At 59.0% G+C, this 26284-nt stretch carries 29 protein-coding genes; 18 read left to right on the forward strand and 11 right to left on the reverse strand.

Features of this window, described 5'->3' with window-relative positions; all coding sequences use genetic code 11:
* The first annotated feature begins 29 nt into the window (after positions 1-29).
* The 3 genes from AB4N74_RS06005 (at position 30) to AB4N74_RS06015 (ending at position 3380) form a co-directional block, all read left to right on the forward strand.
* The gene (locus tag AB4N74_RS06005; RefSeq protein WP_460098673.1) at positions 30-1436 is read left to right on the forward strand and encodes a serralysin family metalloprotease; all 1407 of its coding nucleotides are present in this window, start codon (positions 30-32) and stop codon (positions 1434-1436) included.
* Positions 1437-1705: 269 nt separating this feature from the next.
* Positions 1706-2851 carry an integrase core domain-containing protein gene (locus tag AB4N74_RS06010; protein ID WP_460098675.1) on the forward strand — a complete coding sequence of 382 codons (1146 nt, stop codon included), beginning with the start codon at positions 1706-1708 and terminating at the stop codon, positions 2849-2851.
* A gap of 160 nt (positions 2852-3011) precedes the next feature.
* The gene (locus AB4N74_RS06015) at positions 3012-3380 is read left to right on the forward strand and encodes a DUF427 domain-containing protein (protein WP_093437143.1); all 369 of its coding nucleotides are present in this window, start codon (positions 3012-3014) and stop codon (positions 3378-3380) included.
* A gap of 54 nt (positions 3381-3434) precedes the next feature.
* Here AB4N74_RS06015 and AB4N74_RS06020 read toward each other — a convergent pair whose 3' ends face one another.
* Complete coding sequence (locus tag AB4N74_RS06020) at positions 3435-5057, reverse strand: MFS transporter (protein ID WP_016982967.1); 1623 nt, start codon at positions 5055-5057, stop codon at positions 3435-3437.
* Between the two features lie 134 nt (positions 5058-5191).
* Positions 5192-6853 (reverse strand): GMC family oxidoreductase, encoded by a 1662-nt coding sequence (locus AB4N74_RS06025; protein ID WP_460098677.1) that lies wholly within the window; start codon positions 6851-6853, stop codon positions 5192-5194.
* A gap of 133 nt (positions 6854-6986) precedes the next feature.
* Here AB4N74_RS06025 and AB4N74_RS06030 point away from each other — a divergent pair, with 133 nt between their 5' ends.
* The 4 genes from AB4N74_RS06030 to arsH all read left to right on the forward strand — a co-directional run bounded on the left by AB4N74_RS06030 (position 6987) and on the right by arsH (position 9596).
* The gene (locus tag AB4N74_RS06030; protein WP_460098679.1) at positions 6987-7886 is read left to right on the forward strand and encodes a LysR family transcriptional regulator; all 900 of its coding nucleotides are present in this window, start codon (positions 6987-6989) and stop codon (positions 7884-7886) included.
* 173 nt (positions 7887-8059) lie between these two features.
* The gene (locus AB4N74_RS06035) at positions 8060-8407 is read left to right on the forward strand and encodes a metalloregulator ArsR/SmtB family transcription factor (protein ID WP_460098681.1); all 348 of its coding nucleotides are present in this window, start codon (positions 8060-8062) and stop codon (positions 8405-8407) included.
* Positions 8408-8420: 13 nt separating this feature from the next.
* Positions 8421-8891, forward strand: a complete 471-nt coding sequence (locus AB4N74_RS06040) for an arsenate reductase ArsC (protein WP_093437157.1) — start codon at positions 8421-8423, stop codon at positions 8889-8891.
* Between the two features lie 12 nt (positions 8892-8903).
* Entirely contained in the window at positions 8904-9596 is a 693-nt protein-coding gene (gene arsH / locus AB4N74_RS06045; protein WP_093437161.1) for an arsenical resistance protein ArsH, read from the forward strand.
* 94 nt (positions 9597-9690) lie between these two features.
* On the opposite strand, the gene AB4N74_RS06050 is transcribed toward arsH, so the two are convergent.
* The 8 genes from AB4N74_RS06050 to AB4N74_RS06085 form a co-directional block, all read right to left on the reverse strand.
* Positions 9691-10254, reverse strand: coding sequence for an N-acetyltransferase family protein (locus tag AB4N74_RS06050; protein WP_460098684.1), 564 nt, complete (start codon positions 10252-10254; stop codon positions 9691-9693).
* A gap of 157 nt (positions 10255-10411) precedes the next feature.
* Positions 10412-11827 (reverse strand): ATP-binding protein, encoded by a 1416-nt coding sequence (locus AB4N74_RS06055; RefSeq protein ID WP_460098686.1) that lies wholly within the window; start codon positions 11825-11827, stop codon positions 10412-10414.
* Positions 11824-12486 carry a response regulator gene (locus tag AB4N74_RS06060; RefSeq protein WP_007910671.1) on the reverse strand — a complete coding sequence of 221 codons (663 nt, stop codon included), beginning with the start codon at positions 12484-12486 and terminating at the stop codon, positions 11824-11826. Before AB4N74_RS06060 ends, AB4N74_RS06055 begins: the two co-directional genes overlap by 4 nt.
* 11 nt (positions 12487-12497) lie before the next feature.
* The gene (locus AB4N74_RS06065) at positions 12498-13142 is read right to left on the reverse strand and encodes a tetratricopeptide repeat protein (RefSeq protein ID WP_460098688.1); all 645 of its coding nucleotides are present in this window, start codon (positions 13140-13142) and stop codon (positions 12498-12500) included.
* Positions 13139-13948, reverse strand: a complete 810-nt coding sequence (locus AB4N74_RS06070; RefSeq protein ID WP_460098690.1) for an SDR family oxidoreductase — start codon at positions 13946-13948, stop codon at positions 13139-13141. Before AB4N74_RS06070 ends, AB4N74_RS06065 begins: the two co-directional genes overlap by 4 nt.
* Positions 13935-14609 (reverse strand): TenA family transcriptional regulator, encoded by a 675-nt coding sequence (locus AB4N74_RS06075; protein ID WP_095047431.1) that lies wholly within the window; start codon positions 14607-14609, stop codon positions 13935-13937. Before AB4N74_RS06075 ends, AB4N74_RS06070 begins: the two co-directional genes overlap by 14 nt.
* On the reverse strand, positions 14606-16087 hold the full coding sequence (locus tag AB4N74_RS06080) for an AMP-binding protein (RefSeq protein ID WP_460098692.1): 1482 nt from the start codon (positions 16085-16087) through the stop codon (positions 14606-14608). Before AB4N74_RS06080 ends, AB4N74_RS06075 begins: the two co-directional genes overlap by 4 nt.
* On the reverse strand, positions 16077-16754 hold the full coding sequence (locus AB4N74_RS06085) for a thermostable hemolysin (RefSeq protein ID WP_460098694.1): 678 nt from the start codon (positions 16752-16754) through the stop codon (positions 16077-16079). The genes AB4N74_RS06080 and AB4N74_RS06085 overlap by 11 nt, the downstream gene beginning before the upstream one ends.
* Before the next feature lie 209 nt (positions 16755-16963).
* On the opposite strand from AB4N74_RS06085, the gene AB4N74_RS06090 reads away from it, so the two are divergent.
* The 4 genes from AB4N74_RS06090 to AB4N74_RS06105 all read left to right on the forward strand — a co-directional run bounded on the left by AB4N74_RS06090 (position 16964) and on the right by AB4N74_RS06105 (position 19450).
* The gene (locus AB4N74_RS06090; RefSeq protein ID WP_460098696.1) at positions 16964-17512 is read left to right on the forward strand and encodes a cytochrome b; all 549 of its coding nucleotides are present in this window, start codon (positions 16964-16966) and stop codon (positions 17510-17512) included.
* A gap of 198 nt (positions 17513-17710) precedes the next feature.
* Entirely contained in the window at positions 17711-18604 is an 894-nt protein-coding gene (locus AB4N74_RS06095) for a tetratricopeptide repeat protein (RefSeq protein WP_414927430.1), read from the forward strand.
* A gap of 125 nt (positions 18605-18729) precedes the next feature.
* Complete coding sequence (locus tag AB4N74_RS06100; RefSeq protein ID WP_099758688.1) at positions 18730-18942, forward strand: DUF4287 domain-containing protein; 213 nt, start codon at positions 18730-18732, stop codon at positions 18940-18942.
* A gap of 13 nt (positions 18943-18955) precedes the next feature.
* The gene (locus tag AB4N74_RS06105; RefSeq protein ID WP_460098699.1) at positions 18956-19450 is read left to right on the forward strand and encodes a GNAT family N-acetyltransferase; all 495 of its coding nucleotides are present in this window, start codon (positions 18956-18958) and stop codon (positions 19448-19450) included.
* A 24-nt stretch (positions 19451-19474) separates the two neighbouring features.
* Here AB4N74_RS06105 and AB4N74_RS06110 read toward each other — a convergent pair whose 3' ends face one another.
* Positions 19475-19876, reverse strand: coding sequence for a carbohydrate-binding module family 20 domain-containing protein (locus AB4N74_RS06110; protein WP_460098701.1), 402 nt, complete (start codon positions 19874-19876; stop codon positions 19475-19477).
* A gap of 226 nt (positions 19877-20102) precedes the next feature.
* Between AB4N74_RS06110 and dapF the strand changes: the two genes are divergently transcribed.
* The 7 genes from dapF to AB4N74_RS06145 all read left to right on the forward strand — a co-directional run bounded on the left by dapF (position 20103) and on the right by AB4N74_RS06145 (position 26282).
* Positions 20103-20921 carry a diaminopimelate epimerase gene (dapF, locus tag AB4N74_RS06115; protein ID WP_460098703.1) on the forward strand — a complete coding sequence of 273 codons (819 nt, stop codon included), beginning with the start codon at positions 20103-20105 and terminating at the stop codon, positions 20919-20921.
* A 546-nt stretch (positions 20922-21467) separates the two neighbouring features.
* Positions 21468-21830 (forward strand): DUF6124 family protein, encoded by a 363-nt coding sequence (locus AB4N74_RS06120; protein WP_016982978.1) that lies wholly within the window; start codon positions 21468-21470, stop codon positions 21828-21830.
* 180 nt (positions 21831-22010) lie between these two features.
* Entirely contained in the window at positions 22011-22517 is a 507-nt protein-coding gene (locus AB4N74_RS06125; RefSeq protein ID WP_026000442.1) for a GIY-YIG nuclease family protein, read from the forward strand.
* A 394-nt stretch (positions 22518-22911) separates the two neighbouring features.
* The gene (locus AB4N74_RS06130; protein WP_016982978.1) at positions 22912-23274 is read left to right on the forward strand and encodes a DUF6124 family protein; all 363 of its coding nucleotides are present in this window, start codon (positions 22912-22914) and stop codon (positions 23272-23274) included.
* 139 nt (positions 23275-23413) lie between these two features.
* Complete coding sequence (locus AB4N74_RS06135; protein ID WP_460098706.1) at positions 23414-24955, forward strand: phospholipase effector Tle1 domain-containing protein; 1542 nt, start codon at positions 23414-23416, stop codon at positions 24953-24955.
* Positions 24955-25611 carry a DUF2931 family protein gene (locus AB4N74_RS06140; protein ID WP_414927425.1) on the forward strand — a complete coding sequence of 219 codons (657 nt, stop codon included), beginning with the start codon at positions 24955-24957 and terminating at the stop codon, positions 25609-25611. Before AB4N74_RS06135 ends, AB4N74_RS06140 begins: the two co-directional genes overlap by 1 nt.
* Before the next feature lie 11 nt (positions 25612-25622).
* Positions 25623-26282 (forward strand): DUF2931 family protein, encoded by a 660-nt coding sequence (locus tag AB4N74_RS06145; protein ID WP_460098708.1) that lies wholly within the window; start codon positions 25623-25625, stop codon positions 26280-26282.
* Positions 26283-26284: the final 2 nt, after the last annotated feature.

Consider the following 26284-nt stretch of genomic DNA (forward strand, 5'->3'; position numbering starts at 1 on the left):
CTGACTACTCAGAAACAAGGAAGTCCACCATGGCTCAAGCCAAATCCAAAACCACCAGCGCCTTCGACCAGGTCGATGCTTTCAGCCACTTGTATGACCGTGGCGTTGGGCTGGTCAACGGCAAACCCTCATTTACCGCTGACCAGGCCGCTGATGAAATCCTGCGCAAAGGCCTGTCGTGGGGCGACAAGAATGCTGATGGCAAGATCGACCTCAGCTACAGCTTTCTGACCGACAAACCGGCGAATTACAACGTCAAGCTGGGCAACTTCAGCGAGTTCAGCGCCCAGCAAAAAGCCCAGGCTGTGCTGGCCATGCAATCCTGGGCCGACGTCGCCAACGTCACCTTTAGCGAAGGCAAGGGCGGCGATGGCCACATGACGTTCGGCAACTACGACGTCAGCACCGGTGGTGCGGCATTCGCTTACCTGCCCAGCGGCGGTGGCTATGACGGCCAGTCGTGGTACCTGATCAACGATCAATATCAGGTCAACAAGACCCCGGACACCAACAACTACGGGCGCCAGACCCTGACCCACGAGATCGGTCACACCCTCGGCCTGTCGCACCCGGGCGCCTACAACGCTGGCAACGGCAACCCGACCTATAACGACGCCAAGTACGCCGAAGACACCCGTGGCTACAGCCTGATGAGCTACTGGAGCGAAGCCAACACCGATCAGAATTTCAGCAAGGACGGCAGCGGCGCGTACGCCTCGGCGCCGTTGCTCGACGATATTGTCGCGGTGCAAAAATTGTATGGAGCCAACTACGCTACCCGTGCCGATGACACCACGTACGGTTTCAATTCCACTGCCGAGCGCGATTTTTACAGCGCTACTTCGGCGTCCTCCAAAGTGGTGTTCTCGGTGTGGGACGGCGGCGGCAACGATACGCTGGACTTCTCCGGCTTCAGTCAGAACCAGAAGATCAACCTCAATGAAGGTTCGTTCTCCGATGTTGGTGGCTTGGTCGGCAACGTTTCCGTTGCTTACGGTGTGACCGTGGAGAATGCGCTGGGCGGTTCGGGCAATGACCTGCTGATGGGTAATGCGGCCGCCAACGATCTGGTCGGCGGTGCCGGCAACGACATCCTCTATGGTGGTGGCGGTGGGGACACCTTATGGGGTGGCGAGGGGGCAGACACCTTCGTGTTTGGCGCGGCCAGCGACTCGAACATGACCGCACCGGACTGGATCATGGATTTCACCAGCGGTCTGGACAAGATCGACCTGTCGGGCATCGCCGGTTTCGCCACGGGTGCGGCGTCGTTGAATTTTGTCAGTGGCTTCACCGGGCATGCGGGCGATGCGATTCTGACTTACTTCGCGCAGACCAATCAGACCAGTTTGATGGTTGACATGACGGGGCAGGGGGCGGTGGACTTTGCTGTGGGTGTGGTTGGGCAAGCGGTGGCGGCTGATATCGTTGCGTGATGCCTGGAGAGCGGCCCTCACCCTAACCCTCTCCCAGGGGGAGAGGGGACTGATTGGGGGATATTGGCGAAATTCACCGACTTGAACGATTGGCTTTGAATCCATAATCGAAACCGCACGTTCAGGTCGATGTAGAACTAAAGACACCTAGGTAGGCTCCCCTCTCCCTCGGGGAGAGGGCTGGGGTGGGTAAAGACCGGGTACATCCTTTACGTTTGAGACCGGGGACATGGTTTACAGGTATTAATCATGGTCAGGAGGTGCTGACCATGCCCTGGAATCAAGAGTCCCCAATGGATCAACGAGTGAAGTTAGTCAGTGACTGGCTCAGCGGCAGCTATACCAAGAGCCAATTAAGCCGGCGCTACGGCGTCAGCCGTCCAACCATCGACAAGTGGCTGGAACGGTATGCAGCGTTGGGCGTAGATGGCTTGAAAGAGCTATCGCGCAAGCCGTTGAACTGTCCTCATCAAACGGCCGACGAAATCATTGCCACGCTGCTGACCAAGAAAAATGAAAATCCCGATCGGGGACCCAAGCAGATCATTGGTCGCCTGCGCGATTCCGATCCGCATATCCAATGGCCGGCGGCGAGTACCGCCGGGGAGTGGTTGAAGAAAGCTGGTTTGGTGGTGGCGCGACGGCCCTATCCCCCGCGTCCCCGTGCTCCAACACATTTGCGTCCGGTCGACGCGCCCAACCAGACTTGGTGTGCTGATTACAAAGGGCAGTTCAAAATGCAGGACGGTAATTGGTGCTATCCGCTGACCATTACCGATCAGATGAGCCGCTTTTTATTCGTCTGTCGCGCTTTGCCCAGTACGCACGGAGCGCCGACGCGGGAAGGCTTCGAGTGGGCTTTTCGAGAATATGGGCTGCCGGATGTGATCCGCACTGATAATGGCGCTCCTTTTGCGTCGACAGGTCTGGCGCGACTTTCGAAGTTATCGGTTTGGTTCATCAGGCTCGGAATCCATGTCGAAACGACTACACCTGGCCGTCCCGACCAAAATGGTCGACATGAACGGATGCATCGAACGCTAAAGGCAGCAGTGCCACCGGCGGAAAACCTGGTGCGCCAGCAGCTGGCTTTTCAGGATTTCATCCAAGACTTCAACCACCACCGACCGCACACCGCGCTGGGCATGAAACCGCCGGCATCTGTCTATCGCCCGTCGATACGCGCTTATCCCGGTTACTTGCCTGCGCTTGAATACGGTTCCGATGTTGAAGTACGTAAGGTTCGGTCAAATGGGGAAATTAAATGGAAAGGACAGCTGATTTTTCTAGGAGAGGCTCTAATTGGAGAGGACATCGCGTTGAAGGAAGTGGCTGGTGACGCTTGGGAACTGTACCTTTGCAGCCACTGTTTAGGCAGGCTTGAAAGAGGCGCCAAACGCGTTTCAAGCCTGTAAAGGTGTAAACGATGTCCCCGGTCTAATTTGTAAAGGATGTACCGGTCTCTACAGTGAGGGGCTTTTGAAGTTGATGGGGCCGTTCAGCTGCAAACCCACCCCAACCAGAACCAATGAGCTATACCTGAACCGGTCTCTTCGCCGTATTCAGGAGAACCCCATGAAAAGCTCCGGCCCTAGTCCCGTCATTGCCCTCGAACAACTTCCCGGCTGCCTGATAGTGAAATTCCACGGCATCCAGGTCGCCGCCTCGTCCCACGTATTGATCCTCAACGAAGCCAACTACCCGCCGGTCTATTACGTCCCCCGCGAAGATATCGACGAAAAGTACTTCGCCCGCACCGACCACACCAGTTATTGCCCGTACAAGGGCGACGCCAATTACTTCAGTCTGCAAGTGCCGGGGCATGAAGGGGCAAACGCGGTGTGGACATATGAGAAACCGAAAATCTCGGTCGGGCCGATCAAGGACTACGTGGCGTTTTATCCCGATCAGGTGAAGTTCGAGGTGATCAAGGCTGATGCCTGAGCAAAAAAACGGCGAGGGTCAAAGCCCTCGCCGATTGAGTTGCCTGGTTGAGTTTCAGTTCTTGTCGAGATCGATATTCTTCGTCTCACGCAAACAGATCATCCCCACCACCAGGCTCACCCCGGTAATCAACACCGGATACCACAGCCCATAAAAAATGTCCCCGGTGTACACCACCAGCGCAAACGACACCGTTGGCAGAAATCCACCAAACCAGCCGTTGCCAATGTGGTACGGCAGCGACATCGAGGTGTAGCGAATACGCGTCGGGAACAGTTCGACCATCAGCGCCGCGAGCGGGCCGTAGCACATCGCCGAGATGATGATCAGCGCCACGATCAGGGCGACGATCATTGGCTTGTTGATCTGCTGCAGATCGGCCTGTTGCGGGTAGCCGGCGAGGGTGATCGCGCCGCGCAGTGCGGCCTCGTCGAAACCATCGAGCTTGACGTCGCCGACGCTCACTTGCACGGCGCTGCCGGCCGGGGCGGCGGCGCTGGAGTAGGGCAGGCCCTGTTTGACCAGAAAGGTTTTTACCTTGTCGCACGGGCTGTCGAATTTGGCTTTGCCCACCGGATCGAACTGGAAGGTGCAAGTCGCCGGATCCGCCAGCACGGTGATCGGTGCCTGACGGCTGGCCTGATCGATCGCCGGGTTGGCGTAGTGCGCGAGGGATTTGAATATCGGGAAGTACAGCGCCGTGGCCAGCAGCAAGCCGAGCATCAGCACCGGTTTACGGCCGACCTTGTCCGACAGCCAGCCGAAAAAGATGAAGAACGGCGCGCCGATCACCACACTGATGATCAGCAAGGTGTTGGCCACCGCCGGGTCCATTTTCAGGAACTGGGTGAGGAAGAACAGTACGTAGAACTGCGCCGCGTAGAAGGTCACCGCTTGCCCGGCGTTGATGCTGAACAGGGCGATCAACACGACCTTGAGGTTTTCCCATTTGCCGAAGGATTCGCGGATCGGCGCTTTCGAGGTTTTGCCTTCCTCTTTCATTTTCAGATAGGCCGGGGACTCATGCAGACTCAGGCGGATCCAGGTGGAAATGCCCAGCAGCACGATCGACAGCAGGAACGGAATCCGCCAGCCCCAGACTTCAAACTGATCGCCGGTGAAGTAGCGGCAACCGAGCACCACCAGCAGCGACAGCAACAGGCCGAGAGTGGCGGTGGACTGAATCCAGCTGGTGTGGAAACCGCGCTTGCCGATTGGCGCGTGTTCGGCAACGTAAGTTGCTGCGCCACCGTATTCACCGCCGAGCGCTAGACCCTGGAGCATGCGCAGTAGCACCAGAATGATCGGCGCGGCGATGCCGATGCTGGCGTAGGTCGGCAGCAGGCCGACGCAGAAGGTCGCCACGCCCATCAGAATGATCGTCGCCAGAAAGGTGTATTTGCGCCCGATCATGTCCCCCAACCGACCGAACACCAGCGCCCCGAACGGCCGCACGATAAAGCCGGCGGCGAAGGCCATCAGCGCAAAGATGAACGCCGTGGTGTCGTTGACCCCGGCGAAAAACTGTTTGCTGATCACCGCCGCGAGGGCGCCGTAGAGGAAAAAGTCATACCACTCGAACACCGTCCCCAGTGAGGAAGCGAAGATGACTTTGCGTGTATCCGGGCTGGTCTCCGCGCTGCGCACGGCGTCCAGCGGCTGAACGTGTTCTGACATATCGGTATCCCTCACAGTGATTGTTTTTGTTGTTCCACTGGTGTTGCGTGTCCGGGTGATGCGCGATGCCGTTAATGTGTAGCAGATCCCTGTGGGAGCGAGCTTGCTCGCGAAGGCGTCGTGTCAGTCAACGTTTATGTTGAGTGAACTTCCGCTTTCGCGAGCAAGCTCGCTCCCACAGGAGAGGTGTGTACAGGTTTAGCCAAGATGAGTTGAGCAGCCTTTTCCGCAATCATCAGCGTAGGCGAACACGTATTGCCCGAGGTGATGCGCGGCATGATCGAAGCATCAGCGATGCGCAAACCGGGCACACCGTGCACGCGCAGCTGCGCGTCGACCACCGCATCGCCGTCATTGCCCATGCGGCAGGTGCCAACCGGATGGAAAATCGTCGTGCCGATCTTCGCCGCCGCTTGCTGCAATTCTTCGTCACTTTGCAGGCTGGCGCCGGGCAGATATTCCATCGGTTTGAATGCGCGCAGGGCCGGGGCGCTGACGATGCGGCGGGTCAGGCGGATGGCATCTGCTGCCACGCGCAGGTCTTCGGGATGGCTTAGATAATTGGGTTGAATCAGCGGCGCTTCCTGTGGATCCGCCGAACGAATATCGATGCGTCCACGACTCTGCGGACGCAGATCGCACACCGAAGCGGTAAACGCCGGAAAGCTGTGCAACGGCTCGCCAAAACGCTCCAAGGACAGCGGTTGCACGTGATATTCCAGATTCGCCGAAGTCTGCTCCGGCCCTGAACGCGCAAACGCGCCCAACTGACTCGGCGCCATCGACAGCGGCCCACTGCGGTCATACAAATAACGCAGGCCCATGCCCATCTTGCCCCACACGCTGCCAGCGATCTGATTCAGCGTGCGCGCGTTTTCCAGTTTGTAGATCAGGCGCAGTTGCAGGTGATCCTGCAGGTTGCCGCCAACGCCCGGCAGCTCATGAATCACGCCGATGCCCAAGCGTTCGAGCAGCGGCCGCGGACCGATTCCGGAACGCTGCAGAATGCTCGGCGAACCGACGGCGCCGGCGCACAGGACGATCTCCTTGCGCGCCTTGAACTGTTTGCTCTGGCCTTGGTGACGCGCACTGACCTTCGAGGCGCGTCCGTCCTCCAGCAGTACCCGATCCACCTCAACCCCGGTCAGCACCGTCAGATTCGTCCGTTCGCGTACTGGTTTCAAAAACGCCTTCGCCGCGTTCCAGCGTACGCCGGATTTCTGATTGACCTGGAAGTAGCCGCAACCCTCGTTGTCGCCCTGATTGAAGTCGTCGATGCTGGCGATGCCGCTTTGCTCAGCCGCACTGCGAAACGCATCCAGAATCGGCCACGACAGGCGCTGTTGTTCGACCCGCCATTCACCCTTGGCGCCGTGGAATTCAGCCGCGCCAGCGAAGTGGTTTTCGCTCTGTTTGAACAGCGGCAGCACGTCATTCCAGGCCCAGCCCGGATTGCCCTCGGCCGCCCAGCGATCGTAGTCGTTGGCCTGGCCACGCATGTAGATCATGCCGTTGATGGACGAGCAACCGCCCAGCACTTTGCCGCGCGGATAACTCAGCGCGCGGCCATTGAGACCCGGTTGTTGTTCAGTCTTGTAGCACCAGTCGGTGCGCGGGTTACCGATGCAGAACAGGTAACCGACAGGAATGTGAATCCACGCATAGTTGTCGCGCCCGCCGGCTTCGAGCAACAGCACGCGCTGCTGCGGATCCGCCGACAGTCGATTGGCCAGCAAACACCCGGCAGGGCCGGCGCCGACCACGATGTAGTCGTATTCATCAAGGGAAGTCTGCATTCCCTGACCTCGCTTTTTGTTTTTATTGTCGGACACTCTAGTTGTTAGCTTTCGTTAAAAGAATGTTAGTTTTTGCGCAGCCGCTGTGCGTTTTTAAACAGCCTGCATTGACCATAGCCGACAAGGACACGCCATGTTCGACTGGAACGACCTGCGGTTTTTTCTCGAGCTGCAACGCAGCGGCCGCCTGCTCACCGCCGCCCGCCGCCTCAACACCACCCACGCCACTGTTGCCCGCCATATCGAAGCCATCGAAAAAAGCCTCGGCACCGCGCTGTTCGTCCAGCACGCCCAAGGCTACGAAATGACCCCGGCGGGGGAGGCGCTGCTTAAGCATGCTGAGGCGATGGAAAACGTGGCGTTGCTGGCGCAGGAAGAGATCACCCAATCCACTGCGCCACTGGGCAAGATTCGTGTCGGCGTCACCGAAGGGCTGGGCATCAAGTTTCTCGCCAGCCGCATGATCGGCTTGTTCGAGCGTTATCCGGGGCTGGAAGTGGAACTGGTCGCGGTGCCGCGCTTCGTCAGCATCCTCAACCGTGAGGCGGAAATCAGCATCCATCTGGAGCGCCCGGCGGCGGACATGCTGGTCACGCGCAAACTCACCGACTATCGACTCGCGTTGTACGCCAGCCAACGCTATCTCGATAGAGCCCCGCCACTGCAAAGCCGCGAAGACCTTGGGCGGCATGCGTGGATTGGTTATGTCGATGATTTGCTGTTCAGCCAGGAATTGATGTTTCTCAACAGCTTCTGCCGCAGCCCTCGGGTTGTGTTCCATAGCACCAGCGTTATTGCTCAGCAGGAAGCGGCGCGGTCGGGATTGGGCATTGCGGTGCTGCCTTGCTACATGGCCGAATCGGATCCCGATCTGGTGCCGTTGCTGCCGGATGAAAGCATCGAGCGCAGCTACTGGATCAGCACCCGGCGCGAGTTGCACAAGTCGGTGCGGCTGCGAGTGGTCTGGGATTATGTGGTGGGGTTGTGTGAGGCGGAGCAGGGGCTTTTACGCGGACAGTCCCGCCAACCGTAGATCCTTTGTAGGAGTGAGCCTGCTCGCGATAGCGGTGTGCCAGTCGACATCTGACTCACAGACATACCGCTATCGCGAGCAGGCTCACTCCTACAGGGAGGGCGACAAATTCAAAGTTGATTTATATATGGATATCCGTATATTCGAATTTCCGTATGTGATGAGCCCGTTCCATGATCACCCCCACCGAAGTCTTCAAGAGCCTCGCCGACGAAACCCGCGTCCGCGCCATGCTGCTCATCGCCGATCAAGGTGAACTCTGCGTCTGCGAACTGATGTGCGCACTCGGCGACAGCCAGCCAAAAATCAGCCGCCACCTCGCGCAACTGCGCAGCAATGGTTTGCTGCTCGATCGCCGTCAGGGGCAATGGGTCTATTACCGCCTCAACCCTGATCTTCCTGCGTGGGTTCGCGAAATCCTGCAAGTGACGTCCAAAGCCAACGCCGATTGGCTCAAGGACAACGCCGCCCGCCTGCAGAACATGGACGGGCGTCCGGTTCGCGGAGCTGCCTGCTGCTGAGGAAAGAGAAAACATGCGAGTCCTGTTTATGTGCACGGCCAACAGCTGCCGCAGCATCCTGTCCGAAGCCATGTTCAATCATCTGGCGCGCCCCGGATTCGAGGCCGTGAGTTCCGGAAGTTTCCCCAAAGGCCAAGTGTTGCCACGCAGCCTGTCGACGCTGCAAAAGGCTGGCATTGCCATCGATGGTTTATCCAGCAAGGGCAATGACGCGTTCGAAGACAATCCGCCAGACATTGTCATCACCGTCTGTGACAAGGCCGCAGGTGAGAGCTGCCCGGTGTACTTCGGCCCCGCGCTCAAAGCCCATTGGGGCCTGGCAGATCCCTCGGATGTGATCGGCGACGATGTCGCCGTGGACGCGGCGTTTGCTGCCACGCTGGCGATCATCGAACGGCGCTGCGCGACCTTTCTCGGCCTGCCATTTAAAGCACTCAGCCGCGCTGATCTCCAGCGTGAGCTGGATCGTATCGGCTCTCTCTGAGCTGGAGGACATATGTCAGAACACCTGCCCCATCTTGATCATTCGCTGTTCGAAGGAGCGTCCCCTTTGGGCGAACACAAACCGCGCATCCTTCTGCTCTACGGCTCGACCCGCGAACGCTCGTTCAGCCGTCTGCTGGTCGAGGAGGCCGCGCGCCTGCTTGAACACTTCGGTGCCGAAACGCGGATCTTCAATCCGTCCGGCCTGCCGCTGCCCGACGACGCTCCGGTCGACCATCCCAAGGTGCAGGAACTGCGCGAGCTGGTGCTGTGGTCGGAAGGTCAGGTCTGGTGTTCGCCAGAGCGGCACGGCGCGATGTCCGCCGTGTTCAAGGCGCAGATCGACTGGATCCCGCTGGAACTCGGCGCCGTGCGCCCGACTCAGGGCAAAACCCTGGCGGTGATGCAGGTCTGCGGCGGTTCGCAGTCGTTCAACGTGGTCAACCAGTTGCGCGTGTTGGGGCGCTGGATGCGCATGTTCACCATCCCCAACCAATCCTCGGTGCCGAAGGCCTACATGGAGTTCGACGACGCCGGGCGGATGAAGGCGTCGCCGTTCTACGATCGTGTGGTCGATGTGATGGAAGAACTGGTGAAGTTCACCGTGCTGCTGCGCGATCAACAGGCGCATCTGGTTGACCGTTATTCCGAGCGCAAGGAAAGCGCCGAGCAACTGATGGCACGGGTCAACCAGCGTTCGATCTGAGGCCGTCCCGCAACGAGGGTCTGCTGCGTTCACGTGCGGCAACGGCGGGCGCCTCGCTCCGCACCTTTGGCGGGTACGGGGCGCAGGAATGGCGCTACAGACTCAGGCGATGAATGACCTGGTGGGCATCGTCAGGATCGCTGTGGGTTTCAAAGCCCAGTGATCGGGCGAGGTCGCGCATGTCCGTATTGCTGGCCGAATCCACCGAATACAGATGCTTGAAACCGTTGTGCCGGGCGGTCTTGATCAGGTGTTCCATCAGCAGCGTGGCCAGGCCCAGATGCATCCACTCATCGGCGACCGTCACCGCGCACTCGCAATCCTGTTCGCCCGTGGCGGCGTAGCGGCTGATACCGATCTCGATCAATTCACCATTTTCGTGAGCCAGTGCAATGAAGGCCGCGCGTTGCTTGCAGTCGACGTCCATCAACTGATCGAGCAACGCGGTGCCGGGCTCACTGATCTGCGCGAGAAAGCGCAGGTGTCGGGACTCGGGCGACAAGCGTTTGATGAACGCGTATTCGCGTTCGCGATCCTCGGCGGCAAGTGCGCGGATCAAGACGTGGCGGCCATCCTTGAGCGACTCGATCCAGTATTCACCGGGGTGCGCGGCATAGGCCGGCGCCGCGCGGTCATTGTGGTCTTTGACAGTGAGCATGAGCTGAGCCTCCATCGGGGCTGAACGAGCAACGCGCAGGGGCGTGCGCTAACTCTGTTCTACGCCGATGTTTGCCCCGGGAACTGATCTGGATCAGATTACGACGTGCGGCCACTGTTTTTACCGGGTGATGGCGCTCCTGGCGTCGCAATCAGACTCAAATCTGCGGCGGCTCGCGAGTGCTGCGTTGCCCAACGGTGCGCGGTTGCCCGTCGGGGATCGACAACGTTGCGCGCAGGCCACCTTCGGCACGATTGACCAGAGTGATTCGCCCGCTCAATCGCGTGGCGATGGTGTTGACGATGGTCAGCCCCAGCCCCGCACCCTGGGCATTGCCGCGACTGTAGAAACGTTCGAACAAGCGCGCCCGGTCCGCTTCATCAATGCCCGGCCCCTGATCTTCAACGCTCAAGTGATAAAACCCATCGGCCTGGCTGAGCAGCACGGTGATCACGCCGTGTTCGGGGGAGAAGTTCGCAGCGTTGGTGATCAGGTTGTTCAGGGCAATGTCGATCGTGCCGGGACTGGCCATGATGTTGAACGGCTGGGCGCTGTCTTCAAAGGCCAGTTCCAGGTGTTTGCTCAGCAACCATGGCGTCAATTGCACCAGGCTGTTGCGCACGGTTTCGCTGAGGTCGATGGATTGCAGCGGCGGCGGGTTGGGTTTCGGTTCCAGGCGCGCCATGGTCAGCAACTGGTTGACCAGGCGACTGGTGCGGTCGACCCCGGCGATCAGAAACGCCAGCGATTCGCGGCGTTCCTGTTCGGTGCCGGCCTCCTGCAGGTTCTGCGCATGCACCCGCAGCACCGCCAGCGGCGTGCGCATTTCGTGGGCGGCATCGGCGATAAAACGGCGCTCGCGGCCGAGCACTTCCTGGATCTGCGCGAGCATACGGTTGAGCGCCGCCTGCATCGGTTCCAGCTCACTGGGCAGCGGCGCCAATTGCAACGGTTCCAGCGAACCGCTGTGGCGGGCGCGCAGAGTTTCGGCCATGTTCGCCAACGGCTTGAGGCCCCAGCCAATCGCGAGCCACACCATCGCCGCGAGCAGCAGGCTGCCGACCACGTTCGGCCACAGCGTGTGACGGACGATGCGGTCGACCAGATCGGCGCGCACATCGTCGCGCTCACCGACCCAGATGCGCAGGCCGTTCTGTTTGTCTTCAAGGAGAAAGGCGCGCCAGTGCCGATTGTTCAGATCCACCACGTCGCTGAAGCCGGGCTGAGTCGGTGGCGCCCTGAAGGACGGTGCGCTGGCGGTGTGCACCAGCACATCACCGGCAGGATTCCACACCTGAAAAGCGATTTTGCGTTCGTACGGATGACCTTCGCCGCGCGGCACCGCTTCGCCCAGCGCCGAGTTGAACGCCTGGTACAGTTCGGCGTGCTGTTTGCTGGCCAAGGGCATGCGCATCACGCCTTGCAGCAGGCGCGCGTTCTGCGCCAATTGCGCGTCGTAGACTTCGGCGATTTCGTGGTTGCTGTCGTGCAGGTTGAAGGTGCTGAGCACCGCGAGGCCGGCCAGCAACAGGCCGATGATCAAGGTCAGCGTGCGGCGGCGGATCGAGGTCATCGACGCTCCTCCACCAGATAACCGACACCACGGATGGTGCGGATCAGGTCGGTGGAAAACTTCTTGCGCAGGTGATGGATGTGCACTTCGAGGGTGTTGCTTTCGGCTTCTTCGTTCCAGCCGTAAAGCAGCTGCATCAACTGATCGCGGGTCATCACCCGGCCCGGTGGCGACAGCAGCTCGTGCAGCAACTGATATTCCTTGGGCGTCAGGGCCACAGGCTGGCCCTGATAGCTGACTTGCTGGGTGCCGGGGTTAAGGCTGATGCCGGCATGCTCGATCAACGCCTGGGCGCGCCCGGCACTGCGCCGCAACAAGGCGCGCAAGCGTGCCTTGAGTTCGTCCAGGTCGAACGGTTTGATCAGGTAGTCGTCGGCCCCAGCGTCGAGCCCGGCGATGCGATCTTCAGTAGCGTCGCGGGCGGTGAGAATCAGCACCGGCAGATTCGAACCGCTGTCGCGCAGGCGGCGCAGCACTTGCAGGCCGTCCATGCGCGGCAGACCGAGATCGAGCACGGCGACATCGAAGGTTTCACTGAGCAGCGCATGCAACGCACTGCTGCCGTCCTTGAGCCAGTCGACGGTGTAACCCTCGCGGCCCAGCGCCTGATGAATGCCTTCACCCAGCGCCACGTCATCCTCAACCAGTAATAAACGCACGCGGACTCCTGTCAGTCGAGTTTCTTGTTCACGTCCACCAGCAGGGCGGCGATCTCTTTGCGGCGCCCGGCATCGGCACTTTCCCGGCCCGGGCGCGGCGCGGCTTGCTGAGCTTTGAGCAGCGCAGCTTTGGCTTCAGCGTAGCGCTTCTGACGGTAGAGGTGATCGCCCCAGAAGTACAGGCTGTCGATGCCGTTGGGGTTGAGTTGCAAGGCTTGCTTGAGCAGTTGCTCGGCCTTGTCGCTGTCGCCGAAACCGATGGGCCAGCCGGGCACGCGGTCATACAGCGCGGCGAGGCTGGTGTAGGCCGAGCCTTGCAGGGCTTTGGGATCGAGGGTCAGGGATTTCTCCAGGTCAGCCTTGGCGTCCTTGGCTTTGCCCAAGGCACCGAGGCCACCCTCGGCACCGGCCCAACTGCTGGTGACGATGCCTTTCCAGATCCACGCTTCGGCCACCGCCGGGCGCTGCGTGGTGAACGTGTTGGTTTCGCTGGCCAATTGTTCGAACGCGGCGGCGCGCTGTTTTTCCGCCACCTCATATTGGATGTGCGCCCAGCTCTGCTGGATGCCATCAAGACGTTGCTGGTCGGCCGGTTCCAGCGCCCAGACACTTTGACTCAAGGCGGCGAGCAACAGGCATGCGGATAGTTTTTTCATGGCTTTGGCGACTCGTGGTCAGGTTGTTCACTGAGACGGCGGATCAGCGGCAACTGCTTGCGCAGGCCTCGATCCACCAGATGCGGGAGCAGATTGTTCAGGCGGACGAAGAAGCGTTCCGGCCAGCCCAGGTAAAGATCGCGACGATCACCGGCAATCGCATGGATCACCGCCGAGGCCACGGTTTGCGGATCGTCGACGTTGGCCTTGAGCGCGTCGTTCAACGCTTGCGCGGCGGCGCTGTTCATCGAGGTGCGCGTGGCGCGGGGCGCGACGTACAGCACGCTGACGCGGGTGTCGGCGAGCTCCCGGCGCAGCGCTTCGGAAAACCCGCGCAAAGCGAATTTGGTCGCGCAATAACTGGCGTAACCCGGGTAGCCGATCGAGCCATAGGTCGAACCGACGTTGACCACCATGGCGCTGTCGGCCTGCTTGAGCAGCGGCAACAGCAGTTTTGTCAGGCACATCGGCGCGCTGATGTTTACCGCCAGCATCGCGTTGATGTCGCTGTCATCCAGTTGTTCGAGCATGGCGAAGTGATTGACCCCGGCGGCGTTGATCAGCAGGTTGATGCCGCCGATGGCTTCGGCGGCGACCAGCACTTTGCGCCGATCGCTGAGGAAGGTCAGGTCAGCCGCGACCCAGCACAACGAGTCGGGATAGCGCTTGAGCAACGGCAGCAGAGCCTCCTGATGCCGTGCCACGGCCAGCACGCGGGCGCCGGCAGCACACAAGGTTTCGGCGATGGCCAGGCCGATGCCGCCACTGGCACCGGTCAGCACCACCCGCGCATCACGCAGCTGCATGTTGAGCCTCCGCGTCACGCGGCAAGCCACGGAACATGTCGGTGTACAGGCGATAGACGACTTTCGAGGCATGGATCACGGCGGCTTGATCGGCAGGATCTTCCAGCTGATTCATCAGGCGCCGATAGGTCTGCATGTGCTCGATATCGAGCGAACCGTGGGAGCTCAGGTAACTGAACGCCGTTTCCGGCAACGCCAGGCGCTCGCGAATGCTGCCCGCCGCGTGGGTGGCCAGGGCGATGCTGGTGCCTTCGAGCACGTTGACCATGCCGAACAGACCGACCGGATTGCCCCGGGCGATCAGGTCGTAAAGAAAGCTGACCATCAGTTCGATCGACAACGACGGCTGACCGTCGCGCACCGCATCACGATCACCGCCACATGCAGCGATGTCGTTGAGCACCCAGTGCTCGTGGCCGTATTCGTCTTCGATGTACTCGGCCACCGCTTTGCGCAGCCATTCCAGACGCGTCGGCAGGCGCGCACCGCAAGCCATCATCAGCGGCACGGTGTGGCGCACGTGGTAATACGCTTGCGCGAGAAACGCCCGATAGCTGTCGAGGCTGACCTTGCCTTGCAGGGCATCGACGATGATCGGCAGGTTGAACAGTTCGTGGCGTTCCTGTTGCGTGGCTTCTTGCAGGGTGTCAAAAAAACTCATGATGCGGACTCCTCGGAAACAGCGGATTCGGTCAATTGCGCGTGGTACTGCGCGACGATGGCGTCGCGGCGCGGGCGGCCATTGGCGGTGAGCAAGCCATTGGCGGCGGTGAAGGGTTGCGGCAGGCGCGTCCACTGATGCACCTGGGCGTAATCGGGCAAAGCCTCGTTGGCTTCGGCGACGGCAGCGGCCAGTTCGGCATCGGTGCAGTCCGGACGATGTGGCCAGAGCAGTGCGTGGTTATGCGGCAAGGCCTCGCCGTAAACGAACGCCTGAGCGATGTGGCGGCGCTGGGTCAGCTCGGACTCGACCCATTCCGGGTTGACGTTGCGCCCGAAACTGGTGACGAACTGGTGCTTCTTGCGGCCCTTGAGATAGAGAAAACCTTCCGGGTCGAACTCGCCCAGGTCGCCGCTCGGCCACCACTCATCGGCGTACGGCGCGTCGCCCAGATAACCGAGCAATGTGGACCCCTTGATCAGCACCTCGCCGTCCTCGGCCAGCCGCACTTCAACATGTGGCAGCGGTCGGCCGACACTGCCGGGGCGGCGTGCGCCGGGGCGATTGAGGCACACCACCGAGGCGCATTCGGACAGGCCGTAGCCTTCGTAAACTGGCAGCCCGACCCGTTGCGCACGGTGCAGCAGATCCTCCGAGACCCGCGCACCACCGACAGCGGCAAAGCGCAGGTTTCGCGGGTCGAAGGCTTTCTGTTCGGCGGCGCTGACCAGTAACAGCAGCAACTGCGGCACTAGGATCAGACTCTCCGGCGCGCGGCTGGCCAGATAACCGAGCAGGCGCGGAATCTCGACGCCGCTGGCGCCCTGAATGCCGAGGGTTTTCTGGCTCGGCAAACTGAGCGTCGCGCCGGCATACAGCGCGGCGTAACAGCCAAGGTTCTCCAGCAGAATCGCCAACGGCAGCAGCGCCAGATGATGCTGCGGGCCGGTCACTTCGCTGGCCTGATACAGCTCCCGTGCAACCCGCAGCAGGCTGTCGGCGCTCAGGCACACACCTTTCGGCGTGCCGGTGGTGCCGGAGGTGAAGGTGAGTTTCGCGGTGCCGGCCGGCATGCGACTGGGGCCACTGAACGCGCTGCACCAGAACTCGCCACGTTGTTCATAGCCGGCCGCGAGCAATTCGGCGCCCAGATCCGGCTCGGCGATCACCCGTTCGGCCTGGCTCTGTTGCAGACAATGAGCGCGTTGCGCCGCACTGAAAAACGGCGGCAGCGTCACGCAGGTCAGGCCTTCGAACAGCACGGCCAGATCCCACAGCATCGCGTCGACGCCGTTGTCCAACGCCAGCGCAATCACCTGCGCTTGCTCATCGCGCAGGCGCTCCTGGCGATAGAGCACCTCGGCGTACAGCGTGGCGTAATCGAGTTTCAACGTGTCGCCCCACAGGGCTGTCGCGTTGTCATTGCGCCGGGCATGGTCGCGCAGGGTTTCCTGGAAGCGTTGCAGTTCAAGCGACATGACAGGCTCCTTCAATCGAACTCGGCAAACCCAGGCGGGTAAACAGGCCGATATTGCGCAAATGGATGAACCCGGCGCGGATGTTGCCGACGTGCACCCAAGGTTTACTTTCGTAATAACTGCCCCAGTGTTGACGCTCGTCACCCAATCGTTCCGGGTCAGCGGCGCACAATGTCACTGGCTTCAAACCTAAACGATGGAAACTGTTGACCAGGCCGATGTTGCCGGTGAACGTCACCCATTCCAGGCCGCCCATGGCCAGCAGATAGGTGATGGCGATGATGCTCAGGCGCGCGCTGCCGGTGTCGCTGGCGGCGAGGTTGCCGACTTCGACAATGGCGCTGCGCTCGACCGGGCGATCTGCCGCCGCGCTGATCAAGGGCTCGATCGGCTCATCCAGATAGCGCTCGAGAAACAGTGGTTCGAGATGCGCGCGACGCACCCCGGCCACGGCGCACAACTCGCCGTCGCCGTTGTGCATGCCGAACAGCTCAGGCATGAAATGACGGATGTCGGCGCCATGGGCCTTGCGAAAACGTTGCTGGATAAAGGCTTCGAACGGCTCTCGCAGGGCATCGTCGGGCCGGGCACCGGTCAACGTCATCTGCGGCGTTTCGGCTTGACCGAAGAGCAGGGGCAGGGGGATGTTCCAATCAAATTCGGGCATGGGCAGAACGCCTCCCTCAATAGGTTTGAGGCGAGTATCGGAGGCATTTCTTAACGAAGTCTGAAGGTGAAAAAAGGTTAACCTGACGCTCTGTCTTCAGACTCTCTTAAGACTGGGCGGGCAGGGTAACGCCGTCGGTTCGCCCGGCAACCGGATCGAGACGGTCGAACGAATCGACTGTCATTCACGACAATCACGAGGCGCAGCTTATGACCCGCGACATCGCCGTAACCCGTTATGGAAAACTCTCAATCACCCTGCACTGGCTGATGCTGGCGCTGTTCGTCGGCGTCTACGCCTGCGTCGAAATCAAGGGCTACATGCCCAAGGGCAGCGAAGCACGCGGCTTGCTGATGGGCTTCCACGGCCTGTTCGGCGCGAGCATCTTCGCCCTCGTGTGGATCCGCCTGCTCGGCCGCCTCAGCCCACGCCCGCCGATCACCCCCAAACCACCGGCGTGGCAGACCGGCGTCTCGCACCTGATGCACCTGGCACTGTATGGGCTGATGATCGCCACCCCAATCCTCGCCTGGCTGATGCTCGCCGCCGCCGACAAACCGTTCCCGTATTTCGGCTTCCACGTCCCGGCACCCGTGGCCATCGATCCGGACTTCGCCAAGCAACTGAAGTACTGGCATGAACTGATTGGCAGCGCGGGTTACTGGCTGATCGGGCTGCACGCGCTGGCGGGGTTGTTTCACCATTATTGGGTGCGGGATAACACGCTGGTGCGGATGCTGCCGGGCCGCACCGAATAACCCTGATCCACTACAACCCCTGTGGGAGCGAGCCTGCTCGCGAAAGCGGTGTGTCAGCCTACGATGATTTTGGCTGACACGACCCCTTCGCGAGCAGGCTCGCTCCCACAGGTTTTTCTGGTGTTTTCGAGTAACCAACACTTCAGGTTTTGCGCCTGCCTGCCGATGAAATCTGCACGATTTCAACGGATGCCATTCATGAACAAGGTAGTTGCTGTACTGGCGCTTACTGCCCTCGTTGCAGGCTGCAAATCCCACCATCGCACCAATCTTGCGGACGATGAGTTCCCCAGCTTTCGTTGTGCGGCGTACTTCAAGCAAGCGTCGATCAGTGAGCAGCAGTTCGACGAAATCCGCTATCTCAGCACCCAGAACGCCAACTGCAAGGTGATCCTCGGTGAGATGTACGAGCAGGGACATGGCGTGCCGAAAAACATCGAGAAGGCCAAAGACATCTATGAGTCGGTGGCCCGACGTGCGCCGAATGTCTACAGCCGACTGGGCGATATGGCGGCAGCCGGTGTCGGCGGGCCGGTCGATCTGGTGGCTGCCCGGGACTTTTATGAGCGCTCTATCGCGGAACCCGGCAATACCGCAATGGAGCTCAAAGTCGCCGAGTATCTGGAGAACGGCAAAGGCGGCCCGCAAGACCTTCAGGGGGCGCTGAAGCTGTATTTCAAAGCCGACTCATGGGACAACCTCCAACGCCTGCACACCAAGGGCGTGGTGATGACGATCGAACAACAACAGCAGTACAACAAGGTTTATCTCAATAGGATGCAGTACGGCATCAGGGAGAAGATTGAAGGTATCGAGAAAGCCCTGGCGCAAGAAAAGCTGTCGACCCCCGAACGCAAGTCGGTGCAACTGGAACTGACTTACACCCCCGGCTCGTTGGTGCCAGTGATTGCCTTGCGGCAAAGTTGCGGTAACAGTGCCATCGACCAAAAAGTCATGCAGGGCTTTAGCGATTACCGATACCCCGGCGAACCGATCCTTTCGCCGCAGCAGAAAAACCACACGACTGTCGCCAGCGTCAGGACCGATGGGCTGACCGATAGAGAGCGACTCAGAGCGCTATCGAAAAAATAAGGGGTGCCGTTTGGCCCGAACTGATCGGCGGGCCACTTGCCGGAACAGTCTCTCGCGTCCACTCTATGACCTGCCGACAAGGAGCGTCCGCCGACCCTCCGTCGTGACCACAGGGAGCTTGCAGCATGAGCGAAGACAACAGGGTAAAAGGCCCGGCGTCATACTTCCCCTCCATCGAGAAAAAATACGGCCAGCCCATTGATCACTGGCTGAGCCTGCTCGCCGGCATCACCGACAAGAAACACATGGAACTGGTGGCGTGGCTCAAGGAGGAACACGGCATGGGCCACGGTCATGCCAACGCCTTGGTTGCGCATCATTTGGCGGGTAAAAAGTGAGGGCAGGGCAGCGATGAATTTCTCCCACCGGCCCGTGACGGCCGACGACGTCAACACCCTGTGCAGCTTTCCCCAAGGCGAACAAGAGCTGTTCTTCATGTTCCCGAAAGCCAACTTCCCGCTGACGGAAGAACAGATGCACAGCGCAATCAGCCAGCGCTTCGACTCCACGGCTTTTCTGGCCAACGGCGAGTTCGTCGGCTTCGCCAATTTCTACCGGGCTGAGCACGATGGCATTTGCTGCATCGGCAACGTCATCGTCGCGCCCTACGCTCGAGGCCAAGGTGTTGCGCGGTATATCGTCGAGACCATGACCGCCGTCGGCTTCGAAAAGTACCAGGCCAAGGAAGTGCAACTGTCCTGCTTTAACGAAAACACTGCAGGACTGCTGCTCTACCCGAAACTTGGCTTCGTGCCGTACTCCATCGAAGAACGCCCGGCACCGGGTGGCAAACGTTCAGCGCTGATCAACATGACGCGCAACAGAGGCCAGCCCCAAGGTTTGTGAATCCTGGCCATGCACACTCGTGATTCAGAATTGACCGGTAGTCTGAAGTGATGCACTAAACGTCATGGTCACCTGATTGTCAGGTCCCGACTGCCAGGTTTTTACATCGTATGGAGGTTTCTCGTTGCGAATGATGCATTTCCATTCAATGACATCACCAGGCTTCGCTTTGGTGAATTTTATTTTTGCGGACCAGGAGGGATAGGCAGCAGAGCCGAGCAGAACGGCCTTTTCCGTATCCCAATTGCCCAACTCCGCGACATTGCCCACTGCATAGACGCTGTATCCCTGTGCAGTGACGCCGTTATCACAGCGAAAGTTTGCTTCGAGATAAAGATAAGTCCAGGTGGCACCGGCATCAGCTACAGCAGGCAGCATTGCCGACAACACAAAACCCAGCGGCAACAGATAACGATTGCGGCTCATGCTCAATTCCTCAGGACGTATTCAGTCGGGCCAGCTTAGCCACGCGCACCCAAAAAATGACCTGTAAGAACTGACAGTCCTTTAGAGTTCTTCGCGATAATCGCACTGCCTGTTTATAGTCGGGAGAAGCCGCTACTGACGCGGGACCGTTACACAAACCTGCCTTGCAAAAGCGACGAAAATCCGGCCAGATCACCGCGAAACTCACTCCATCAAGGATCGATCAATGCCGTTGGATTTCCATAAAATGCACGCCAACGGCGACGACTTCGTCATGGTCGACGCGCGCAACCACGCTAACCCGATCACCAGCCAACTGGTTCGGCGCCTCGGCGATCGCCACCGCGGCATCGGGTTTAATCAGCTCGCCGTAGTACTCAATTGCGAGGACGCCGATGCGCGCGTGGAGTTCTGGAACGCCGACGGCTCAGCACTCGACGTGTGTGGCAGCGCCACCCGTGGCGTGGCGGACAGGTTGATGCGCGAAGTCAGCCGAACCTCGATCACCCTGCGCACAAACCGTGGCTTGCTCACCTGCGAACGCGCGCCCAGCGGACTGATCGCCGTCGACATGGGCGAACCGTTGTTCGACTGGCAAGACATCCCTCTGGCGCAAGAACACGACACGCTATTTCTACCGCTCGCCGGCGCTCCAACTGCGTGCAACATGGGCAATCCGCACTGCACCTATTTCGTCGATGACCTCAGCACCGTCGACATCACCGCCCTCGGCCCAAGCCTCGAAACCCATCCGTTATTTCCGCAAAAAACCAACGTCCACTTCGTGCAGATCATCGACCGCCAACACATCCGCCTGCGCATCTGGGAGCGCAACGGCGCCATCCCGCTCGGCTCCGGCTCATGCTCATGTGGCGCGGCCGTCAACGGCATCCGCCGAGGCCTGCTCGACCACACCGTCAACGTTGAATGCGACGGCGGCCCCGTCACCGTCCATTGGAATGGCTCAGGCTCCGTAACCCTGAGCGGCCCGGTAGAACCCACTTTCTCCGGCACCCTCCCAGACACCCTACTCGACCTCAAGTGAACACAATCCCCTGTAGGAGTGAGCCTGCTCGCGATAACGCCAACCCAACCACAAACCCCTGTGGGAGCTAGCCTGCTAGCGAAGACGCCAGCCCAACCACCACAATTCCAAAATCCACCACAACCCCCCTGTGGGAGCGAGCTTGCTCGCGAAGACGCCCGCCCAGTCACCCCATCAACCACTGACCGAAATAAACAGTAAAAACCGCCACTGTTTAAACGAAGCCTCAAGTAACCACCGAAACCCTACAACGCCTTGCGCCGTTACCTACGACTAAGCCAGAATCCGCCGGCTTGTGCGTCTAGGTCGCGGGTTCTATCGTCTGTCGGTCGCTGAAAAACAGTGATCGGGTTTGGTAGCCCGCCATAACTAGTCGCATCGCGAACCGTTCGCAGACCTCATCAGGTCTCTGCTCAATGGTGGCCATGCGCAGGACACCTTCGGGTGTGCCGGGTCCTAGTTACCGGTCTACCAACCCGCGTATGGCCGCCACCTTCGTTTGGTAGCGAATGTGAAGGCTCCTTTTTATTAACTAGGAGTTTCACCATGATCAAACCAACACCCAACCCACCAGAAACCGACCCCACATCCCCCTACGAATCCCCCGACTCCAAGCGATTCCACGAAGCCGCCGAACGCGCCCTCGACCACTACCTCAAACCCGCCAGCCAAATCATGGCCAGCACCCAACAACCCGAACGCATGTACCTCGCCAACCCGAAGTACAACAGCGAATCCCTGCTCGCCAACGCCAGCGAAACCCTCGGCTCCGCCAGCGAAATGCTCCTCAACTTCGCCGCCATGCTCGACACCCCCCACCGCAAAACCGCACTGGGCATCGCCCAAGTCGTGATGCTCGGCGAAATCGCCGTCAACCAAGCGCTGGATAACGTCGAAATCGCCAGCTAGATGTGAACGATCTCTGTAGCGATTCCTCTGTTCTTCGCTACAGAGATTTATTACCTCACATTGTTCAGGCGACGCTTTACATAGACGAGAGTTACATCGCTTGTAATGGCCTGACTTGACGCGATAGCGTTGGCGTCCATCTCTCGACCGAGCGGTTCTCCAATGGCGTTACACGAATGCATGCACACATTTGAAGAGTTAGCCAAAACGGTTCTGCCCGGCCATATGAGCAGAATGAAAAGCTCTCTTGAAACTCCGCGAGAGATGAAGGACTTTTCAGTGCCCGGTGTTGGCGTTAAATCGTTGCTGAAGCAGTTCAAACTGGCGCAAGATTTTTCGGGCTGCTACGTGTTGATCGACAACGGCGTGCCTATCTATGTTGGTATTTCAAGAAGCGTGATCAGTCGGCTTCGTCAGCACGTCTTCGGTAAAACACACTTCGACGCTAGCCTGGCTTTTCGAATTGCGATGGCAAAACATCCAGATCAAACGATTTCCAAGCTGACGCGCGCGAAGGCAATGGATGATCCTCTATTCGGTACATCATTCGCAGAGGCTCAGTCCTATCTCAAGTCACTCCAGGTGGCAGCGATAGATATTGAGAATCCGCTTGTGCTTTACGTTTTCGAACCCTACTGCGCGCTGGATCTTGATACTCACCAGTGGAATTCGTTTGAGACCCATTGATTCGGAATTCTCTGCATCTCAACTGACCTGTTAAACAGATGATCTACATGTTTGTTTAATAGGTGTCTCTCGTTGCTGGCTACGCCCTACAACTCCTTGCGCCATCGCCTACGACTAAGCCAGAATCCGCTGGCTTGTGCGTCTAGGTCGCGGGTTCTATCGTCTGTCGGTCGCTGAAAAACAGTGATCGGGTTTGGTAGCCCTGAGTTTTCGTAGATTGCATAAGCATCATGATTCGCAGTGTCTGTTCGACACGGCTTTTATGGTGGTCATGCACAGGGCGTCTTCGGGCGCGCCGGTTTTCTACGTCCCGGTCTACCAACCTGCGCATGGCCGCCACCCTCGTTTGGTAGCGAGAGTGATGGCTCCTTTTTTTGACGTAGGAGCTTCATCAATGATCAAACCAACACCCAACCCACCCGAAACCGACCCCACATCCCCCTACGAATCCCCCGATTCCAAGCGATTCCACGAAGCCGCCGAACGCGCCCTCGACCACTACCTCAAACCCGCCAGCCAAATCATGGCCAGCACCCAACAACCTGAACGCATGTACCTCGCCAACCCGAAGTACAACAGCGAATCCCTGCTCGCCAACGCCAGCGAAACCCTCGGCTCCGCCAGCGAAATGCTCCTCAACTTCGCTGCCATGCTCGACACCCCCCACCGCAAAACCGCACTGGGCATCGCCCAAGTCGTGATGCTCGGCGAAATCGCCGTCAACCAAGCGCTGGATAACGTCGAAATCGCCAGTTAACCAACCCCATCTCGACGAGGGGAAACCCTCGTCGAACCCCGCGGTCACACCCCGGCTGGCAAACGGCCACGGCTTGCGCCCCCCAGCCACGGCTGTCACCCTTCGGGCCGTTCTCAAGGATCAGAACCAGGAATCACGGATGAGTGGCTACGTACCCAACCCCCCGAAAAACTACCGTTACGAAGAAGCCAAACCCGTCGATATTCACGCCCAGCGTTGGGCGGAATATGAGAAACACGGGAAAGAACCTGCGCGCGAACCTGAGAAAATCGGGATCGCGTTGAGGATTGGAGTTTTCTTTGATGGCACTGGGAATAATGCGAACAACACGGCGGCGGGATTGCTGTGTGGGGCGCAGCATCCGATTGCGCCGGCAGATATTCCGGCTAGTTGTCAGCCCTATATGAAGGATCCGGACAGCAGTTATGGCGCCGGGCCTACCAACGTAAAAAAATTGTTTTCATTGTATGAAGAGATCAAAGAAGACGGGGGTGAAGGTTCTTTGAGGCGCGTTTCGCGTGCTATCTACATCGACGGTATCGGTACGGAGAACGATAAAAAAGACAGTGCGCTGGGTTCCGGTATGGGGCGTGGTGACACAGGCGTCGCCGGCCGTGTACAGACATCCTTCACGCAGATCAACCACATTATTGAAGAAGCATTGCAGGAAAATTCAAACAGCGAAATAGCTTCTTTGACTTTTGATACGTTTGGCTTTAGTCGCGGAGCCGCTGCAGCGCGGCACTTTTCGAACGAGGTTGTCAGGGGCAAGCAAGGACCGTTAGGAGCGTTACTAAACGGCAGCGCCAGAGACTTCAGCCGAACCTTTGATAGTCAATACGGAAGCGGCATCAACATGGGGTTCATCGGGCTGTTCGACACCGTACCCTCGATCGCCGGTTTCACGAATTTTGGGCGAGTGAAAAGTCCTATCGCTCCCGGTGTGAAGCTCTATCTGGATCGGAAGTATTTCAAGGACGTTGTCCACTTGGTTGCTCGTGATGAATGCCGCGCAAACTTTGCGCTCAGCCGGGTGAAGCCCGCTCACCCGGAGTTCACCTTTCCCGGCGTCCACTCTGATATCGGCGGCAGCTATCTCGACGAAGTTGAAGAGTGCGTGCTGGTGAGCCCCATGCAAACCCTGGCGGTATCTACTTTTACCGACGTCGCAAGTACCTCGATCTACCGTGATGCTGCACGAGCAAAAAGTGAATGGGTTGCAAAGGGATGGCCTGCTCATTTGCTGGAAATTGTCACCCCCGCGTCTGTAGAACTCCCACGTGAAAATCAAGACAGGTTTTCCCCCGGTCAGAAGCGCGTGTTCGCAGCTCTGCAACTCAAACGCGCAGTTAGCGGCAAGCTTTCGAGGGTTTATTTGAAAGTCATGTATGAATTGGCAAAAGAAAAAGGTGTACGCTTCATCGACATTCCCGATGATGGTGAGTATTCCGTACCCGAGGAGCTCCAACCGCTATGCGATCGATTTGTCGCCGGTGATTACACAACCACTCCAGAGGAAGAGGCACTTCTTAAACTGAGGTACATTCATACCTCCGCAAACTGGAATCATCCCCTCGGAAGAAGAGATGGAAGTGGCATCGACGCCGTTTATATCAATGCCCCCACGGAAGACGGGATTCGCGTACAAAACCCCCATGTACCTGACTGGACGCTTTGGTAATGAAATCAATGATTGCCCTCTTGGGCGTTTTACTGTTGTCGGGGTGCCAGTCCGGAGGAGCCGAAACCGGCGGAAACGACCCAAAATACCCATGGTGGGAATTAGTGTTCGTTGAGCCGAACTACATGAAAGTTTGGGTAGAGGACAGCTCCGTTCAGGACATCAACGACAAGCTATTTTCCAAAGCCGGCAAAAGCACTGCCGCTTCAGGAGAACCCGACATTGGCACCGAGTCGGCACGTGGCTGGGGGGCTGTGACAGGATCGGGAATGCCGGTAACAGGGGCCGACCTTCCAAAACGCATTTCCGTACGTTGGCAGTCCATCACAGAACAGAAAACCTATCGCGGGTTAATTGATATTCCTGAAGAAGCCAGGCAGTTGATGGTGACATCCACACATCAACGCTGCCCGGAAACCCCAGATAAAACTGCTCGATTCATGGCGTCTCTTTATGTAGGTCTTGCCCCTGGCGGTGTTCTACAGGCTTGGGTAAAAGACTCATGCCGAAATCCTATCAAGGTCGCTCGAGGCCAAGGCGAGGTTGAGCCGCTAGGTGCGCAGCAAGGAAAAAACGGTGGTCGTTATGCTTATCCAGTGAGTGAGAAGGCTAAGTTGTACGTCGAAAAGTACGGCATACCTTATGGGAGTTGGTAACCCGTCAGCCAATGAAACAATTCATTACGATGCTTTGCATCTTGCTAGTCACGGGATGCCAGGTCGCTGATCCACTATCAGCCAAAAACGACCCGAAATCCGAATGGTGGGAACTGGCTTTTACGGAGCCGGATTACATGAGGGTTTGGGTAGAGAACAGTTCTGTTCAAGACATTAACGGCAGGATTTTCTACAAAACCGGTGGCGGCACCGCTGCTGGGGGAGAGCCTGAAAATGGAACGGAGTCCGCCCGAGGCTGGACAGGTGGGGTAGGTGGCAGCGGAAAGAGAGTGGTGGGCGCAGATTTACCTGTCCGCATCTGGGTCCGTTGGCAATCAATCGTCGAGCAGAAAACATGGCAAGCGTGGGTGGATATCCCGGAGAAGGCCAGACAAATAATGGTGACCTCCACAAATCGACGTTGCCCGGAAACGCCGGAAAGAACAGCGCGTTTCATGGCTTCAGTTTATTTGGGACTCGCACCGGGTGGTGTTGTTCAGGTATGGGTGAGGGATTCATGTCACCGACCAATCAAGGTTGCTAGAGCGCAAGGCGAAATCGAACCGCTAGGCCCGGAGCGGGGGGAAAACGGTGGTCGTTATGCCTACCCTGTGAGTGAAAAGGCCCGGCGCTATATCGGCAAGTACGGTATTCCGTATGGAAGTTGGTAACC

This window comes from Pseudomonas sp. H3_C08 (genome assembly GCF_054669455.1).

What these genes read in the sequence shown, in the direction of transcription:
- AB4N74_RS06005 (WP_460098673.1), top strand. Translation starts at nt 30, where the DNA reads ATGGCTCAAGCCAAATCCAAAACCACCAGCGCCTTCGACCAGGTCGAT.
- AB4N74_RS06010 (WP_460098675.1), top strand. Translation starts at nt 1,706, where the DNA reads ATGCCCTGGAATCAAGAGTCCCCAATGGATCAACGAGTGAAGTTAGTC.
- AB4N74_RS06015 (WP_093437143.1), top strand. Translation starts at nt 3,012, where the DNA reads ATGAAAAGCTCCGGCCCTAGTCCCGTCATTGCCCTCGAACAACTTCCC.
- AB4N74_RS06020 (WP_016982967.1), bottom strand. Translation starts at nt 5,057, where the DNA reads ATGTCAGAACACGTTCAGCCGCTGGACGCCGTGCGCAGCGCGGAGACC.
- AB4N74_RS06025 (WP_460098677.1), bottom strand. Translation starts at nt 6,853, where the DNA reads ATGCAGACTTCCCTTGATGAATACGACTACATCGTGGTCGGCGCCGGC.
- AB4N74_RS06030 (WP_460098679.1), top strand. Translation starts at nt 6,987, where the DNA reads ATGTTCGACTGGAACGACCTGCGGTTTTTTCTCGAGCTGCAACGCAGC.
- AB4N74_RS06035 (WP_460098681.1), top strand. Translation starts at nt 8,060, where the DNA reads ATGATCACCCCCACCGAAGTCTTCAAGAGCCTCGCCGACGAAACCCGC.
- AB4N74_RS06040 (WP_093437157.1), top strand. Translation starts at nt 8,421, where the DNA reads ATGCGAGTCCTGTTTATGTGCACGGCCAACAGCTGCCGCAGCATCCTG.
- arsH (WP_093437161.1), top strand. Translation starts at nt 8,904, where the DNA reads ATGTCAGAACACCTGCCCCATCTTGATCATTCGCTGTTCGAAGGAGCG.
- AB4N74_RS06050 (WP_460098684.1), bottom strand. Translation starts at nt 10,254, where the DNA reads ATGCTCACTGTCAAAGACCACAATGACCGCGCGGCGCCGGCCTATGCC.
- AB4N74_RS06055 (WP_460098686.1), bottom strand. Translation starts at nt 11,827, where the DNA reads ATGACCTCGATCCGCCGCCGCACGCTGACCTTGATCATCGGCCTGTTG.
- AB4N74_RS06065 (WP_460098688.1), bottom strand. Translation starts at nt 13,142, where the DNA reads ATGAAAAAACTATCCGCATGCCTGTTGCTCGCCGCCTTGAGTCAAAGT.
- AB4N74_RS06070 (WP_460098690.1), bottom strand. Translation starts at nt 13,948, where the DNA reads ATGCAGCTGCGTGATGCGCGGGTGGTGCTGACCGGTGCCAGTGGCGGC.
- AB4N74_RS06075 (WP_095047431.1), bottom strand. Translation starts at nt 14,609, where the DNA reads ATGAGTTTTTTTGACACCCTGCAAGAAGCCACGCAACAGGAACGCCAC.
- AB4N74_RS06080 (WP_460098692.1), bottom strand. Translation starts at nt 16,087, where the DNA reads ATGTCGCTTGAACTGCAACGCTTCCAGGAAACCCTGCGCGACCATGCC.
- AB4N74_RS06085 (WP_460098694.1), bottom strand. Translation starts at nt 16,754, where the DNA reads ATGCCCGAATTTGATTGGAACATCCCCCTGCCCCTGCTCTTCGGTCAA.
- AB4N74_RS06090 (WP_460098696.1), top strand. Translation starts at nt 16,964, where the DNA reads ATGACCCGCGACATCGCCGTAACCCGTTATGGAAAACTCTCAATCACC.
- AB4N74_RS06095 (WP_414927430.1), top strand. Translation starts at nt 17,711, where the DNA reads ATGAACAAGGTAGTTGCTGTACTGGCGCTTACTGCCCTCGTTGCAGGC.
- AB4N74_RS06100 (WP_099758688.1), top strand. Translation starts at nt 18,730, where the DNA reads ATGAGCGAAGACAACAGGGTAAAAGGCCCGGCGTCATACTTCCCCTCC.
- AB4N74_RS06105 (WP_460098699.1), top strand. Translation starts at nt 18,956, where the DNA reads ATGAATTTCTCCCACCGGCCCGTGACGGCCGACGACGTCAACACCCTG.
- AB4N74_RS06110 (WP_460098701.1), bottom strand. Translation starts at nt 19,876, where the DNA reads ATGAGCCGCAATCGTTATCTGTTGCCGCTGGGTTTTGTGTTGTCGGCA.
- dapF (WP_460098703.1), top strand. Translation starts at nt 20,103, where the DNA reads ATGCCGTTGGATTTCCATAAAATGCACGCCAACGGCGACGACTTCGTC.
- AB4N74_RS06120 (WP_016982978.1), top strand. Translation starts at nt 21,468, where the DNA reads ATGATCAAACCAACACCCAACCCACCAGAAACCGACCCCACATCCCCC.
- AB4N74_RS06125 (WP_026000442.1), top strand. Translation starts at nt 22,011, where the DNA reads ATGCACACATTTGAAGAGTTAGCCAAAACGGTTCTGCCCGGCCATATG.
- AB4N74_RS06130 (WP_016982978.1), top strand. Translation starts at nt 22,912, where the DNA reads ATGATCAAACCAACACCCAACCCACCCGAAACCGACCCCACATCCCCC.
- AB4N74_RS06135 (WP_460098706.1), top strand. Translation starts at nt 23,414, where the DNA reads ATGAGTGGCTACGTACCCAACCCCCCGAAAAACTACCGTTACGAAGAA.
- AB4N74_RS06140 (WP_414927425.1), top strand. Translation starts at nt 24,955, where the DNA reads ATGAAATCAATGATTGCCCTCTTGGGCGTTTTACTGTTGTCGGGGTGC.
- AB4N74_RS06145 (WP_460098708.1), top strand. Translation starts at nt 25,623, where the DNA reads ATGAAACAATTCATTACGATGCTTTGCATCTTGCTAGTCACGGGATGC.